Annotated in this window: 10 protein-coding genes; 6 read left to right on the top strand and 4 right to left on the bottom strand. The window is 61.1% G+C overall.

All coding sequences use genetic code 11. The annotated features are described in order from the left end of the window. Positions 1-37: 37 nt before the first annotated feature. The 3 genes from ngg to mnmC form a co-directional block, all read right to left on the bottom strand. Positions 38-1774, bottom strand: coding sequence for an N-acetylglutaminylglutamine synthetase (ngg, locus tag AACY52_RS07230; protein WP_339416482.1), 1737 nt, complete (start codon positions 1772-1774; stop codon positions 38-40). Positions 1775-1777: 3 nt separating this feature from the next. Next, complete coding sequence (locus AACY52_RS07225) at positions 1778-3550, bottom strand: N-acetylglutaminylglutamine amidotransferase (RefSeq protein WP_339416481.1); 1773 nt, start codon at positions 3548-3550, stop codon at positions 1778-1780. 158 nt (positions 3551-3708) lie between these two features. Further along, positions 3709-5697, bottom strand: a complete 1989-nt coding sequence (mnmC, locus tag AACY52_RS07220) for a bifunctional tRNA (5-methylaminomethyl-2-thiouridine)(34)-methyltransferase MnmD/FAD-dependent 5-carboxymethylaminomethyl-2-thiouridine(34) oxidoreductase MnmC (RefSeq protein WP_339560383.1) — start codon at positions 5695-5697, stop codon at positions 3709-3711. Between the two features lie 152 nt (positions 5698-5849). Between mnmC and pap the strand changes: the two genes are divergently transcribed. From pap to AACY52_RS07205, 3 genes are all read left to right on the top strand, one after another. Then, positions 5850-7367 (top strand): polyphosphate:AMP phosphotransferase, encoded by a 1518-nt coding sequence (gene pap / locus AACY52_RS07215; protein ID WP_339436276.1) that lies wholly within the window; start codon positions 5850-5852, stop codon positions 7365-7367. Positions 7368-7458: 91 nt separating this feature from the next. Beyond that, positions 7459-8643, top strand: coding sequence for a thiolase family protein (locus AACY52_RS07210; protein ID WP_339560382.1), 1185 nt, complete (start codon positions 7459-7461; stop codon positions 8641-8643). 130 nt (positions 8644-8773) lie between these two features. After that, positions 8774-9730, top strand: a complete 957-nt coding sequence (locus AACY52_RS07205; protein WP_339416477.1) for a DMT family transporter — start codon at positions 8774-8776, stop codon at positions 9728-9730. On the opposite strand, the gene AACY52_RS07200 is transcribed toward AACY52_RS07205, so the two are convergent. Beyond that, positions 9727-11109 (bottom strand): class II fumarate hydratase, encoded by a 1383-nt coding sequence (locus AACY52_RS07200; protein WP_339416476.1) that lies wholly within the window; start codon positions 11107-11109, stop codon positions 9727-9729. The two genes, AACY52_RS07205 and AACY52_RS07200, sit on opposite strands and share 4 nt — an antisense overlap. A 193-nt stretch (positions 11110-11302) precedes the next feature. Between AACY52_RS07200 and AACY52_RS07195 the strand changes: the two genes are divergently transcribed. The 3 genes from AACY52_RS07195 (at position 11303) to AACY52_RS07185 (ending at position 13274) form a co-directional block, all read left to right on the top strand. After that, positions 11303-11824 carry a DUF2059 domain-containing protein gene (locus tag AACY52_RS07195; protein ID WP_339416474.1) on the top strand — a complete coding sequence of 174 codons (522 nt, stop codon included), beginning with the start codon at positions 11303-11305 and terminating at the stop codon, positions 11822-11824. 12 nt (positions 11825-11836) lie between these two features. Next, positions 11837-12130, top strand: a complete 294-nt coding sequence (locus AACY52_RS07190; RefSeq protein ID WP_339416472.1) for a BolA family protein — start codon at positions 11837-11839, stop codon at positions 12128-12130. A 202-nt stretch (positions 12131-12332) separates the two neighbouring features. Beyond that, positions 12333-13274: a rhodanese-related sulfurtransferase gene (locus AACY52_RS07185; protein ID WP_339416471.1), complete on the top strand. Its 942-nt coding sequence runs from the start codon at positions 12333-12335 to the stop codon at positions 13272-13274. Positions 13275-13299: the final 25 nt, after the last annotated feature.

Raw genomic sequence — 13299 nt, 5'->3', positions numbered from 1 at the left:
CGCTTGAAGCTTGAAGCTAAAAGCTTGCCGCTTGCCGCTACCCACTATACGGAAACAACAAATCGACAAATTTTTCAGCAGTGGGTTGCGGTTCATGATTGGCCAGGCCGGCGCGTTCGTTGGCTTCGATAAACACGTACTCGGGTTGATCGGCGGCAGGCACCATCAGGTCCAGGCCGACCATGGGAATATCCAGGGCGCGCGCAGCGCGCACGGCGGCGTCCACCAGCGTGGGGTGCAGGATCGCGGTGACGTCTTCCAGGCAACCCCCCGTGTGCAGATTGGCGGTACGGCGCACGGCCAGGGTCTGGCCGCGAGGCAGGATGCTGCTGTAGTCGTAGCCGGCGGCTGTCAAGGTGCGCTCGGTTTCGGCGTCGACCGGGATTTTGCTTTCACCGTCGGTGGCGGCCTGGCGGCGGCGGCTCTGGGCTTCTATCAAGGCGCCGATGGAATGCTGACCGTCGCCAGTCACTTCGGCTGGGCGTCGGATTGCAGCGGCGACAACTTCGAAACCAATCACCAGGATGCGCAGATCCAGGCCTTCGTGAAAGCTTTCCAACAATACCCGACTGTCAAACTGCCGCGCCGCTTCAATCGCCTGCTGCACGTCTTCGATGCTTTGCAAATCCACCGCTACACCATGGCCTTGCTCGCCATCCAGCGGCTTGACCACGACGCGCTGGTGTTCCTCGAGGAACTCCAGGTTGTCATCGGCGCTGCCCGCGAGTTGTTGCGACGGCACGTTCAGCCCTGCGGCTTTCAGGGTTTTATGCGTCAGGCTTTTATCCTGACACAGCGTCATGCTGACGGCGGTGGTCAGGTCGCTCAGGGATTCACGGCAGCGCACACGGCGGCTGCCATGACTCAAGGTGAACATGCCCGCATCAGCGTCATCCACCTGCACATCGATACCTCGGCGGTGGGCCTCCTCCACGATGATTCGTGCATAAGGGTTGAACCCCGCCTGCGGGCCGGGGCCGAGAAACAAAGGCTGGTTGATGCCATTTTTACGCTTGATCGCAAAGGTGGTCAGCGCGCGAAAACCGAGCTTGGCGTAAAGGTTCTTGGCTTGGCGATTATCGTGCAGCACCGACAAATCCAGATAGCTCAAGCCACGGCTCATGAAGTGTTCCACCAGATGGCGCACCAGCACCTCACCCACACCGGGGCGCGTGCATTGCGGGTCAACCGCCAGGCACCACAGGCTGCAACCGTTTTCCGGGTCGTGAAAGGCTTTTTGGTGATTGAGGCCCATCACGCTGCCGATCACCGCGCCGCTGTCTTCATCCTCTGCCAGCCAATACACCGGGCCACCTTGATGGCGCGGCGTGAGGCGTTCGGTGTCGACAGGCAACATGCCGCGCCCTTGATAGAGCCGGTTCACCGCCAGCCAATCCGCCTCGCTCTGCACGCGGCGAATACGGAAGCCACGAAACACTCGAGTCGCTGGGCGATAGTCGCTGAACCAAAGGCGCAACGTGTCGGATGGATCAAGAAACAACTGCTGAGGATCGATCCCCAGAATTTGCTGGGGGGCCGCCACATACAGGGCGATGTCTCGCTCGCCAGCCTGCTCATTGAGCAACTCCAGGGCGAGGCTGGCAGGGTCCGGAAAGGTATGGCCGATCAACAGCCGACCCCAACCGCAATGCACGGCAATCGGTTCGGCGGCCAAGGGGCTTCCGTCTTCAGCCAGGCGGGCTTGCAGGCGCTCGTAGGTTGGCGCCTGGCCCTTCAGCAAGCGTTGGCTGTAAGCCGCTGCAAGAGGTTTCATCAATCAGATTCCTTGTTCGCTGAGCCACAGGTTCAGCGCCGCCAGTTGCCACAGCTTGGAGCCGCGCAACGGCGTCAGTTGGCCCTGCGGGTCGGTGAGCAGGCGGTCGAGCATGGCCGGGTTGAACAGGCCGCGATCCTGGCTGGGGTCCAGCAGCAGTTCACGGACCCAGTTCAGGGTATCGCCTTGCAAATGCTTGAGGCCCGGCACTGGAAAGTAGCCCTTCTTGCGGTCAATGACTTCGCTTGGGATGACACGGCGCGCGGCTTCTTTGAGGACCTGCTTGCCGCCATCAGGCAACTTGAACTTGCCAGGTACACGGGCCGACAGCTCCACCAGACGGTAGTCCAGAAACGGCGTACGCGCCTCCAGGCCCCAGGCCATGGTCATGTTATCGACGCGTTTGACCGGGTCGTCCACCAGCATCACTGTGCTGTCCAGACGCAGTGCCTTGTCCACGGCGGCATCGGCGCCTGGCATGGCGAAATGCTCGCGTACAAAGTCACCGGCAGCGTCGTTGGCCGTCAGCCATTTCGGCGCGACGGTGGCGGCGTAATCTTCGTAGCTGCGGTCGAAAAACGCATCGCGATACGCCGCATAAGGATCGCTGGCGCCATCCACCTGCGGGTACCAGTGGTAACCGGCGAACAGCTCGTCGGCGCCCTGGCCGCTCTGCACCACCTTGCAATGCTTGGCCACTTCCCGCGACAGCAGGTAGAAAGCGATGCAGTCATGGCTGACCATTGGCTCGCTCATGGCGCGAAATGCCGCCGGCAGTTGCTCGATGATCTCGCTTTCAGCAATGCGCAATTGGTGGTGACGGGTGCCGTAGTGCTTGGCGATCAGGTCGGAGTACTGGAACTCGTTGCCAGCCTCGCCGCCCGCGTCTTCAAAACCGATGGAGAAGGTCGACAGGTCTTGCACGCCGACTTCGCGCAGCAGGCCGACGAGCATGCTCGAATCGACACCGCCGGACAGCAGCACGCCGACATCCACGGCGGCACGTTGGCGGATGGCCACGGCTTCGCGGGTGCTGTCGAGCACGCGATCAGTCCAGTCTTCCAGGCTGAGGTTTTTCTCGTCCTCATGCGGACCGTAGGGCAGGGTCCACCAGGTTTTCTGCTCGGTCTTGCCGTTGGCTTCGACACGCATCCAGCTCGCCGGTGGCAGTTTTTCAATGCCTGCCAGCAGGGTACGCGGTGCAGGCACCACAGCGTGGAAGTTCAAGTAGTGGTTGAGCGCCACCGGATCAAGGATCGGGTTGATATCGCCGCCCTTGAGCAGCGCAGGCAATGCCGAGGCAAAGCGCAAGCGCTGGCCGGTGCGCGACAGGTACAACGGTTTTACGCCGAGACGGTCACGTGCGATAAACAAACGCTGGGCATCGCGCTCCCAGATGGCGAAGGCAAACATGCCGTTGAGCTTGGGCAGCAGCGCTTCGCCCCAGGCGTGGTAGCCCTTGAGCAGCACTTCGGTGTCGCCCCCGGAATAGAAGGCGTAGCCCAAGGCTTCCAGCTCTTTGCGCAATTCCGGGAAGTTATAGATCGCACCGTTGAAGGCCAGGCTAAGGCCGAGGTGTGAATCGACCATGGGTTGGGCCGAGCCGTCCGACAGGTCCATGATCTTCAGGCGTCTGTGGCCCAGGGCAATCGGCCCTTGGGCATGGAAGCCCCAGGCATCCGGGCCACGTGGGGCCAAGTGATGGGTGATGCGCTCAATGGCCGCCAAGTCGGCAGGTTGGGCATCGAAACGTAATTCTCCAGCTAATCCGCACATAAATTCCTTACCGGTTTTTCCGTTGGGGAGGGGTCAATACTCAATACGCCGCTGAGGGCGCGTACCCAGAAACTGACCCAGTGCTATCCGTAGAGTTTTAGACCGATAAGTTATAAGGCAAACAGGCGCACTGGCGTTAACGCCCTCGTTTGCGCTGATTACGGTGTCTTTGTTTTACCTCGAATCAATGCCCGCAAGGCAAATCGGTTGGGGTGGCAAGCTTCGGCCACATTGGCCGGTACGGGCAGCGGTTCGTCACTCAGCCAGGCAGCGATCAGTTCGCCGCACAGTGGCGCCGTGATCAGCCCGCGTGAACCGTGGCCGCTATTGATGTACACCCCCGGTAGCCACGGGCACGGCGTATCCGGGACTTGCCGGGCGTCTTTGCCGAGCACGGCATACACGCTTTGAAACGCCGTACCATCCGCCAGCGGTCCGACAATCGGCAGGTAATCAGGGCTGGTGCAGCGGAATGCGGCACGCCCCTCCAGCTGTTCCGGGGCCAGTTGTTCTCCGCCCAGGCGCTGCAGCAGGTCTGTGGAAATCTCGCGCAGCATTTCCAGGTTGCCAGCATGTTCGGCAGCGGTGGCCGTGAGGTCGTCGTTGGTGAAGTCGAAGCTGGCGCCAAGCGTGTGTTCACCCAGCCGGGCGGGGGCGACATAGCCTTCGGCGCACACCACCGTGCCCAGCGCCTGGCTGGCCGAGGTTTGCGCCAGGCGGCTGATCTGCCCACGAATCCGCTTGAGCGGCAAGTCGGCGCTGAACGCGAACCGCTTGATTTCAGCAGCGCCCGCCAGCACCACCACCGAGGCGCTCGCCAGTACGCAATCGCCGTTGCGGGCTTGCCACTGGCCATCGACCCGGTGCAGCTCAGCGGCCTCGTTGTGTGTGAGGACCTCAATCAACGGATGTGCCGCCTGCCACTGGCACAGCGCCGGCGGGTGCACCCAACCGCCTTCGGGGAAAAACAGGCCGCCCTGGGCCAGGCTGATCCCGGCGCGTTGTTGGGCCTGATCGCGGTCCAGCAGGTGCAGCAGATCCGGGGCGAACGCGTCGGCGAGTTGCACCTGGCGCTGGCCTTCCTTGGCATCAAACGCTAGTTGCAGCACGCCGCAGCCGTCCCAGTCGACACCACGCTGCAAGTGCTCCAACAGCCGTCGGGTGTGGCCGAAACCGCTGAGGATCAGCTGCGACAAGGCCGTGCCATGTGCGGACAGTTTGAGATACAGCACGCCTTGGGGGTTGCCCGACGCTTCCTGCGCCAACGCCGCGTGGCGCTCCAGCAGGCTGACGCGCCAGCCTCGCGCCGCGAGGCTGGCGGCGGTGGCGCAACCGGCCAGGCCGCCGCCGATGACCATGGCATGGCGTTCACCGTCGAGGGCAGGCGGGCGGGCGAACCAGGGTTTGGCTGACGTTGGGCGCGGCGTGTCATGGGGCCAGCCAAGGTACTCGCCGCGCAGGATCTCCCACTTGTGGCCGATGCCTGGCGTGCGCTTCATCTTGAACCCGGCCGCGTTGATCAACCGTCGCACCCAGCCGGTGCTGGTAAAGGTACTGATGGTTGAGCCGGGTGCCGCCAGGCGCGCCAGTTCGGCAAACAGCTCGGCGGTCCACATGTCCGGGTTTTTCGCCGGGGCGAAGCCGTCGAGAAACCACGCGTCGATCTGCGCATCCAGTTGTGGCAATTGTTCCAGGGCATCGCCGATCAACAGGGTCAGGGTCACGCGGCCGTTATCCAGCACCAGCCGCTGGAAGCCTTGATGGACAGCGATGTACTGCGCCAGCAGTTGCTCGGCGAAGGGCTGCAGTTCGGGCCAGAGGGCGAGGGCGCGTTGCAGGTCGGCGTGGCTCAGCGGATACTTCTCCGCGCTGACAAAATGCAGGTGCGCGCCGGCAACCGCGTGCTGTTCGAACAGTTGCCAGGCACACAGGAAATTCAACCCGGTGCCGAAGCCGGTTTCACCAATCACCAGCCGCCCACCCGCCGGGAGGGCCGCGAAGCGTTCCTGCAAACGGTTCTGTTCGAGGAATACATAGCGGGTTTCTTCAAGGCCCGACTTGTCGGAAAAGTACACATCGTCAAACGCCCGCGAGTGCGGGCGACCTTGATCATCCCAGTCGAGCTGGGCGTGGGTGATGGGGGTCATGGACGGCTCATAAAAAAGCAGGCAAAGGCAAGGTGGCCATTCTAGCTGATCAACAAGCTTTGAATTGACCTACGGCAAGCGCGTATGGAATTTCCTCCCGCGCGCTGCTGCCCAATCCGCTAGTCTTGATCCATTTTGAAACGGAGCTGCCCATGTTCGAATCCGCTGAAATCGGCCACGCCATCGACAAAGACACTTACGACGCCGAAGTGCCGGCACTGCGTGAAGCCCTGCTGGAAGCGCAGTACGAGCTGCAACAGCAGAAGCGCTTTCCGGTCATCATTCTGATCAATGGCATCGAAGGCGCCGGTAAAGGCGAGACCGTCAAACTGCTCAATGAATGGATGGACCCGCGCTTGATCGAAGTGCGCACCTTCGACCAGCAGACCGACGAAGAACTGGCGCGCCCGCCTGCCTGGCGCTACTGGCGTCAACTGCCAGCCAAAGGCCGCATGGGCGTGTTTTTCGGCAATTGGTACAGCCAGATGCTGCAAAGCCGCGTGCATGGGCAGATCAAGGATGCACGTCTGGACCAGGCTATCGCCGGCGCCGAGCGTCTGGAGAAGATGCTCTGCGATGAAGGTGCGCTGATCTTCAAGTTCTGGTTCCACCTGTCCAAAAAGCAAATGAAGGCGCGGCTCAAGGCCTTGGCCGATGACCCGCTGCACAGCTGGCGCATCAGCCCGCTGGATTGGCAGCAGTCCGAGACGTACGACAAATTCGTGCATTTCGGCGAACGTGTGCTGCGCCGCACCAGCCGCGACTATGCACCGTGGCATGTCATCGAAGGCGTTGAAGCGCATTACCGTGGGCTGACCGTGGGCAAGATCCTGCTCGAAGGCCTGCAAAACGCCTTGAAGCTGCCCAAGGGCAAGGCCAGTGGTATGAACCCGGCGCCGTTACCCTCGGCGGTGGACCAGATGAGCCTGCTTAATAGCCTCGACATGACGCTGCGGCTGGACAAGGACGATTACGAAGAGCAACTGATTACTGAGCAGGCGCGCCTCTCCGGCCTGATGCGAGACAAACGCATGCGCAAGCACGCCCTGGTCACGGTATTTGAAGGCAACGATGCGGCGGGCAAGGGCGGGGCGATCCGTCGTGTCGCCGCCGCACTGGACCCGCGCCAATACCATATCGTGCCGGTTGCCGCGCCCACCGAAGACGAACGCGCCCAGCCGTACTTGTGGCGGTTCTGGCAGAAAATCCCGGCGCGGGGCAAGTTCACCGTCTTTGATCGTTCGTGGTACGGCCGTGTACTCGTGGAGCGCATCGAGGGCTTTTGCACCACGGCGGACTGGATGCGCGCCTATGGCGAGATCAATGACTTCGAAGAGCAACTGCGCGATGCCGGCGTGATCGTGGTGAAGTTCTGGCTGGCCATCGACAAGCAGACCCAGTTGGAGCGTTTCCAGGCTCGCGAGGAAATCCCCTTCAAGCGCTTCAAGATCACCGAGGACGATTGGCGCAACCGCGACAAATGGGACGACTATCGCGCCGCCGTCGGCGATATGGTCGACCGTACCAGCACTGAAGTCTCGCCCTGGACGTTGGTCGAAGCCAATGACAAGCGCTGGGCCCGGGTCAAGGTATTGCGCACGATCAACCGGGCGCTGGAGGAGGCATTCGAACAATCCGACAAGCACGGCAAGAAAGGCAAGAAGAAGTAGGCCTATCCATAGGGTGAATGATCGTCGCGGTTGATGGGAGCTGGATCTATTCTCGATCCATCTCCCAACCACCACAAGATCGAGGTAGCCCATGCGTGAAGTAGTGATCGTCGACAGCGTGCGAACCGGCCTGGCCAAATCCTTTCGCGGCAAGTTCAACCAGACTCGCCCGGATGACATGGCGGCCCATTGCGTCAATGCGCTGCTCAGCCGCAACGGCGTCGACCCGGCGACGGTGGAAGATTGCATCGTTGGCGCCGGTTCCAACGAGGGTGCCCAGGGCTACAACATCGGGCGCAATGTGGCGGTGCTGTCGCAACTGGGCACCGGTACGGCGGGGATGACCCTCAATCGTTTCTGCTCGTCGGGCTTGCAGGCGATAGCGATTGCGGCCAACCAGATTGCTTCGGGTTGCAGCGACATCATCGTCGCCGGTGGTGTCGAGTCCATCAGCCTGACCATGAAAAGCGTCAACACCGACAACCTGATCAACCCCCTGCTCAAAGAGCAGGTGCCGGGTATTTACTTCCCCATGGGCCAGACCGCTGAAATCGTCGCTCGTCGCTACACTGTCAGCCGCGAAGAGCAGGACCTGTACGCCCTGCAAAGCCAGCAGCGTACCGCCCAGGCTCAGGCTGACGGCTTGTTCAACGATGAAATCGTGCCCATGGCCGTCAGGTACAAGGTCGAGGACAAGAACACCGGTGAAGTGCAGGTGCTCGATGGCGTGGTTGATCGTGATGATTGCAACCGTCCGGACACCACTTTGGCCAGCCTGCAAGGGTTGAAGCCGGTATTTGCCGAGGACGGTTCGGTGACGGCGGGTAACTCGTCGCAACTGTCCGACGGGGCTTCGATGACCCTGGTGATGAGCCTGGAAAAAGCCTTGGCGTTGGGCCTCAAGCCCAAGGCCTTTTTCCGTGGGTTTACCGTGGCTGGCTGCGAGCCGGACGAGATGGGCATCGGCCCGGTGTTCTCGGTGCCCAAGCTGCTCAAGGCCAAGGGCTTGCAAGTGGCGGATATCGACCTGTGGGAGCTGAACGAAGCGTTTGCGTCGCAGTGCCTGTATGCGCGCAATCGCCTGGGCATTGATAACGCGAAGTACAACGTCAACGGTGGTTCGATTTCCATCGGGCACCCCTTCGGCATGACCGGATCGCGGCAGGTAGGGCATTTGGTGCGTGAGCTGCAGCGGCGCAATTTGCGCTACGGCATTGTCACGATGTGCGTCGGCGGCGGCATGGGCGCCACCGGCCTGTTCGAAGTCGTCCGCTAAACCCCACTGAAAAAACCGGCTCGAATGTGGGAGCTGGCTTGCCAGATCCCACATTTGAACGGCGTCGTAGCCCAATCCTTTCACTTACCCCTAGAATGCTGCACCACTTCCTCTGGCTCCTGGGGCATTCATGCACATCTCTTCCGGCCGCTGGGTCTATGGTTTTTTACTGACCCTGATGACCGCGCTGCTCTGGGGCATTCTGCCGATCAAACTCAAGCAGGTGTTGCAGGTGATGGACCCTATCACCGTCACCTGGTTTCGCCTGACGGTGGCCGGCGGTTGCCTGTTCGTCTACCTGGCGCTCACCCGGCGCTTGCCCAGCCGCAAGGTGCTGGGCCCCAAGGGTGGCTGGCTGGTGGGGATGGCCGTGTGCGGCCTGGTGGGCAATTACGTGCTGTACTTGGTGGGCTTGAAAATGCTCAGCCCCGGCACTGCACAGTTAGTGGTGCAGATGGGGCCGATCTTCTTGATGGTCGCCAGCGTGTTTGTGTTCAAGGAGCGTTTCAGCCGCGGGCAAGTGCTGGGGTTGTTGGTGCTGATGGTCGGTTTTGGCCTGTTCTTCAACCAACGTCTGTTGGAGCTGTTGACGTCACTTGGCACCTACACCGCCGGGGTGCTGACCGTTCTGCTCGCTACGTCGATCTGGGTGTTCTACGCCCTGGGTCAGAAGCAATTGCTCACAGTGTGGAATTCGCTGCAAGTGATGATGGTGATCTACCTGTCCTGCGCCGCGCTACTCACGCCTTGGGCGCACCCGCTGGAGGCGTTGGGCCTGAGCCCGCTGCAAGGCTGGTTGCTGCTGGCGTGCTGCATGAACACCCTGGTGGCCTACGGCGCCTTTGCTGAAGCGCTCGCGCATTGGGAAGCCTCGCGGGTCAGTGCGACGCTTGCGCTCACACCGTTGGTGACCTTTGTAGCAGTCGCCCTGGCGGCGTGGTTGTGGCCTGAGTATGTGCAGGCCGAAGAGATTAACGCCCTGGGGTATGCCGGGGCGTTGGTGGTGGTGTTGGGCTCGGCGACTGTTGCGCTGGCGCCGTCGTTACTCGCCGGGCTCAAGGCCCGGCGGGTGCGCATGGCTTGCTAGGCGCCGAGCATGTCTTGCGGGCGAACCCACTGATCAAATTCGGCATCCGTCAGATAGCCCAGCTCAAGTGCAGCTTCCCGTAGGGTGAGGCCTTCGGTGTAGGCCTTCTTGGCGATTTCTGCCGACTTGTCGTAGCCGATATGCGGATTAAGCGCAGTCACCAGCATCAGCCCACGCTCCAAGTGCGCGCCCATCTGCTCGGCGTCGGGCTCGAGACCGGCAATGCAATGCGCCTGGAAGTTGTTGCAGCCGTCGGCCAGCAGGCGGATCGACTCCAGCAGGTTGTGGATGATCACCGGCTTGTACACGTTTAACTGCAAGTGCCCTTGGCTCGCGGCCATGCCGATGGTCACGTCATTGCCCAAGACCTGGCAGGCCAGCATCGACAGCGCTTCGCATTGGGTGGGGTTGACCTTGCCCGGCATAATCGAACTGCCCGGTTCGTTGGCCGGCAACTTCACCTCGGCCAACCCGGCGCGCGGGCCGGAGCCCAGCAGGCGCAGGTCGTTGGCGATTTTCATCAAGGCCACGGCCAGGGTTTTCAGTGCGCCGTGCAGGGTTACCAAAGGCTCATGACCGGAGAGGGCGGCGAATTTATTTGGCGCGGTCACAAACGGCAAGCCCGACAGCGCCGCCAGTTCGGCGGCAATCGCTTCGCCAAAACCATGCGGCGCATTCAGCCCCGTGCCCACGGCAGTGCCGCCCTGGGCCAGCTCGCACACGGCGGGCAGGGCACTGCGCACGGCGCGTTCGGCGTAATCGAGCTGGGCGATAAATGCCGAGAGTTCCTGGCCAAAAGTGATCGGCGTGGCATCCATCATATGGGTGCGCCCGGTCTTCACCAGTTTCATATGCCGTGCGGCCAGTTCGGCCAAACCACCGGAAAGCGTGGCGATCGACGGCAATAATCGCTCATGTATCGCTTGTACCGCTGCGATGCTCATGGCGGTGGGGAAGCAGTCATTGGAACTCTGGGAGCGGTTGACGTGATCGTTGGGGTGCACCGGGCTCTTGCCGCCGCGCTTGTTGCCAGCCAGTTCATTGGCGCGGCCGGCGATCACTTCGTTGGCGTTCATGTTGCTTTGGGTGCCGCTGCCGGTTTGCCAGACCACGAGGGGGAACTGGTCGTCATGCTGGCCGGCCAGTACTTCGTCGGCGGCCTGTTCGATCAGGCGGGCGATGTCGGCAGGCAGGTCGCCATTTCGATCGTTGACCCGTGCCGCGGCCTTTTTGATCAGGGCCAGGGCGTGCAGTACCGCCAGGGGCATGCGTTGCTCGCCAATGGCAAAATTCACCAGCGAACGTTGGGTCTGAGCGCCCCAGTAAGCGTCATCCGGGACTTGGACTTCTCCCAGGCTGTCGGTTTCGATACGGCTCATCGGGCACACTCCTTCTGGTTCGTTTGCGCAGTTTAGGCCCTGATCGACCCAGCGGGTTCCATAAAAGGTTGTTCATCGGATTCATTGCCCGCAAATCCAGGCCCGACAAGGGGTGGGGTTGAGCCATGGCGTTTTTTAGGCGCAGAATGAGCACCCTTGGGGTCCTACCTCGCCTGCTAGAAAAGGAAACTCGATGACTCGTCTTCGTGCCATCTGTACCGCGGTTGCTCTGGTTTGCGCCAGCGGCCAGGTTTTTGCCGATACCGCCAGCCACAACGCCAGTGCCGAAGCCTTCCTTACCCTGGCCCACGCTGACAAGCTGGGTACCCCGGTGTACATGCAAGTGCAGCAAATGTTCGCCCAGCGTTTCGAACAAACCAAGGCGCCTGCCGCCAAGCAGTCCATATTGGACAGCTACCAGGCCAAGGCCAACGCTGCCCTGGACCAGGCTATCGGCTGGCCGAAGCTGAAACCGGACATGGTCAAGCTCTACACCACCAACTTCAGCGAATCCGAACTCAAGGACCTGGTTGCCTTCTACCAGTCGCCACTGGGTAAGAAAGTGCTGGAAAAAATGCCGCAACTGACCCAGCAATCGGCCCAAATGACCCAGGCCAAGCTGGAAAGCGCCGTGCCGGTGGTGAACAAGCTGTTGGAAGACATGACCAACCAACTGGCACCGGCGAAGAAACCTGCCGCCCCTGCCAAGAAGTAAGTGGAGCCGGCAATGACCATGCAACAGCGTATCCAAGTGGCGCTCGCCGAGCTGGGCCAGGACTATTTGAGCGTGCAGGATGAAAGCCATATGCACAGCCGTGGGCTGCAGTCCCACTTCAAGGCCGTGCTGGTCAGCCCGCAGTTCGAAGGGCTCAACCGCGTCAAGCGCCACCAGAAGGTCTACGCCACCCTGGGTGACCTGATGGGCGAGTTTCATGCGCTCGCGTTGCATACCTACACGCCTGAAGAATGGGCGAAAATCGACGCAGCTCCGGCCTCGCCGACCTGCGCAGGAGGAGAGTGAAGCTGCGGCAAGTTTTTAGCTGCAAGCTGCAAGATTGAAGCTCGCATACCGCATATAGCTCCTTCTTGTTAGAATCCTCAACGCGCCGCATAGTCGGCGCGTTTTTTTGCTTTTGCCTTTACTTGTAGCTTGCAGCTGAAAACTCGCAACTGCCCCTATCCGGTTCACCCTTTACGAGGGTAGCCACCTGGAGAGAACACCCGTGACTCAACCGATTGTCGTGGCGGCACTGTATAAGTTCGTCACCCTCGAAGATTACGTCGCCCTGCGCGAGCCATTGCTGGAGGCGATGGTCGACAACGGCATCAAAGGCACCTTGCTGATCGCCGAAGAAGGCATCAACGGCACCGTTTCCGGCAGCCGCGAAGGCATTGATGGCCTGATGGCCTGGCTGAAAAAAGACCCGCGCATGGTCGACATCGATCACAAAGAATCCTACTGCGACGATCAGCCGTTCTACCGCACCAAGGTCAAACTCAAGAAGGAGATCGTGACCCTGGGCGTCGAAGGCGTAGACCCGAACAAAAAGGTCGGTACTTACGTCGACCCGCAGGACTGGAACGCGCTGATCAGCGATCCGGAAGTGCTGCTGATCGACACCCGTAACGACTACGAAGTGTCCATTGGTACCTTTGAAGGCGCGATCGACCCGAAAACCACCAGTTTTCGTGAATTTCCCGACTACATCAAAGCCAACTTCGACCCCGCCAAGCACAAGAAAGTCGCCATGTTCTGCACCGGCGGCATTCGTTGCGAAAAAGCCTCCAGCTATATGCTCAGCGAAGGCTTCGACGAGGTCTACCACCTCAAGGGCGGCATCCTGAAGTACCTCGAAGAGGTGCCGCAGGCAGAAACCAAATGGCAGGGTGACTGCTTTGTGTTCGACAATCGTGTGACCGTGCGCCACGACTTGAGCGAAGGCGACTACGATCAATGTCATGCCTGCCGCACACCCGTGAGTGTGGAAGACCGTGCATCCGAGCACTACGTGGCTGGCATCAGCTGCCCGCATTGTTGGGATACGCTGCCCGAGAAGACCCGTCGCAGCGCGATTGATCGGCAAAAGCAGATCGAGCTGGCCAAGGCCCGCAACATGCCGCACCCGATTGGCTTCAACTATAAGCAATCACCTTCCGAGGCTTGAGCCATGTCCGCGCGCCTGCTCTATA

Source organism: Pseudomonas sp. EA_65y_Pfl1_P113 (assembly GCF_963970525.1).
Lineage (GTDB): Bacteria > Pseudomonadota > Gammaproteobacteria > Pseudomonadales > Pseudomonadaceae > Aquipseudomonas > Aquipseudomonas tritici.
Note: the sequence above shows the minus strand (reverse complement) of the source record. Positions and strands in the feature narration are given on the sequence as shown.

Coding starts and splice junctions, on each gene's coding strand:
- ngg (WP_339416482.1), bottom strand. CDS start 1,774: ATGAAACCTCTTGCAGCGGCTTACAGCCAACGCTTGCTGAAGGGCCAG.
- AACY52_RS07225 (WP_339416481.1), bottom strand. CDS start 3,550: ATGTGCGGATTAGCTGGAGAATTACGTTTCGATGCCCAACCTGCCGAC.
- mnmC (WP_339560383.1), bottom strand. CDS start 5,697: ATGACCCCCATCACCCACGCCCAGCTCGACTGGGATGATCAAGGTCGC.
- pap (WP_339436276.1), top strand. CDS start 5,850: ATGTTCGAATCCGCTGAAATCGGCCACGCCATCGACAAAGACACTTAC.
- AACY52_RS07210 (WP_339560382.1), top strand. CDS start 7,459: ATGCGTGAAGTAGTGATCGTCGACAGCGTGCGAACCGGCCTGGCCAAA.
- AACY52_RS07205 (WP_339416477.1), top strand. CDS start 8,774: ATGCACATCTCTTCCGGCCGCTGGGTCTATGGTTTTTTACTGACCCTG.
- AACY52_RS07200 (WP_339416476.1), bottom strand. CDS start 11,109: ATGAGCCGTATCGAAACCGACAGCCTGGGAGAAGTCCAAGTCCCGGAT.
- AACY52_RS07195 (WP_339416474.1), top strand. CDS start 11,303: ATGACTCGTCTTCGTGCCATCTGTACCGCGGTTGCTCTGGTTTGCGCC.
- AACY52_RS07190 (WP_339416472.1), top strand. CDS start 11,837: ATGACCATGCAACAGCGTATCCAAGTGGCGCTCGCCGAGCTGGGCCAG.